Source organism: Micromonospora sp. CPCC 205739 (genome assembly GCF_036906795.1).
In the GTDB taxonomy this organism is placed as follows: Bacteria; Actinomycetota; Actinomycetes; order Mycobacteriales; family Micromonosporaceae; genus Micromonospora.
This window is the reverse complement of record NZ_JBAKHS010000061.1, coordinates 1-780: the sequence shown is the minus strand read 5'-3', so window position 1 is coordinate 780 and position 780 is coordinate 1. Positions and strand designations below refer to the sequence as shown.

The 780-nt window shown below is 70.1% G+C and carries 1 protein-coding gene and 2 tRNA genes; 1 reads left to right on the top strand and 2 read right to left on the bottom strand.

Annotation, left to right across the window (positions count from 1 at the left end; all coding sequences use genetic code 11):
• Nucleotide 1: 1 nt before the first annotated feature.
• A tRNA-Gly gene (locus V6U88_RS30175) sits at nucleotides 2–74 on the bottom strand.
• Nucleotides 75–235: 161 nt separating this feature from the next.
• Here V6U88_RS30175 and V6U88_RS30170 point away from each other — a divergent pair.
• The gene (locus tag V6U88_RS30170; RefSeq protein ID WP_334458299.1) at nucleotides 236–481 is read left to right on the top strand and encodes a DUF6458 family protein; all 246 of its coding nucleotides are present in this window, start codon (nucleotides 236–238) and stop codon (nucleotides 479–481) included.
• Between the two features lie 221 nt (nucleotides 482–702).
• On the opposite strand, the gene V6U88_RS30165 is transcribed toward V6U88_RS30170, so the two are convergent.
• Nucleotides 703–777: transfer RNA gene (locus V6U88_RS30165), tRNA-Val, on the bottom strand.
• Between the last annotated feature and the right edge of the window lie 3 nt (nucleotides 778–780).

Here is a 780-nt window from a genome sequence, read left to right as displayed (position 1 = left end):
GAGCGGACGACGGGATTCGAACCCGCGACCCTCACCTTGGCAAGGTGATGCGCTACCAGCTGCGCTACGTCCGCGTGCCGCCCGGTCTCCCCGGCGACGGGTTGAACTCTACCCGATGGCAAGATCGCCGGCTCCGCCGCCCCACCCGCTCGCTTCGGGGCGGGTGATTGCGCTGGTCACCGACGGGGTACTGATTGCCGCGACAGCACACCACATCCCCCTGAAGGAGGCTGTCGTGGGTATCGGAACGAGTATCTTCCTGCTCGCCGCGGGCGCGATCCTGACCTTCGCCCTGGACGCGAGCGTCGGCGGCGTCAACCTCGACGTGGTCGGCTGGATCCTGATGGCGGCCGGCCTGCTCGGCCTCATCATGACCGCCCTGGTCTGGGGTCGCCGCCGCCAGGTGGTCACCACGACCGAGCCCGAGCCGGTGGAGTACCGGCGGGTGGAGGAGCGTCGGGACATCGCCCCGCCGCTGTAACAGGCACCACCACCGGCCGACGGAGCTGAACGGTCCGGCGCACGACGTACGGCGGGAGCGCCGGTCGCCCTCGGGTGGCCGGCGCCCTTTCGTCGGGTGACCCTCGTGGGCTGGCACGCAGCGGCCCCAGCAGCGCAGCGACCGGAAGCGGGCGGGTGACACCGCAGGCCGGCAACGGAAAAGGCTGGCCACCGGAACTCCGGTGACCAGCCTCGTCATCCTGGTGGGCGATACTGGGTTTGAACCAGTGACCTCTTCCGTGTCAAGGAAGCGCGCTCCCACTGCGCCAATCGCCCGTG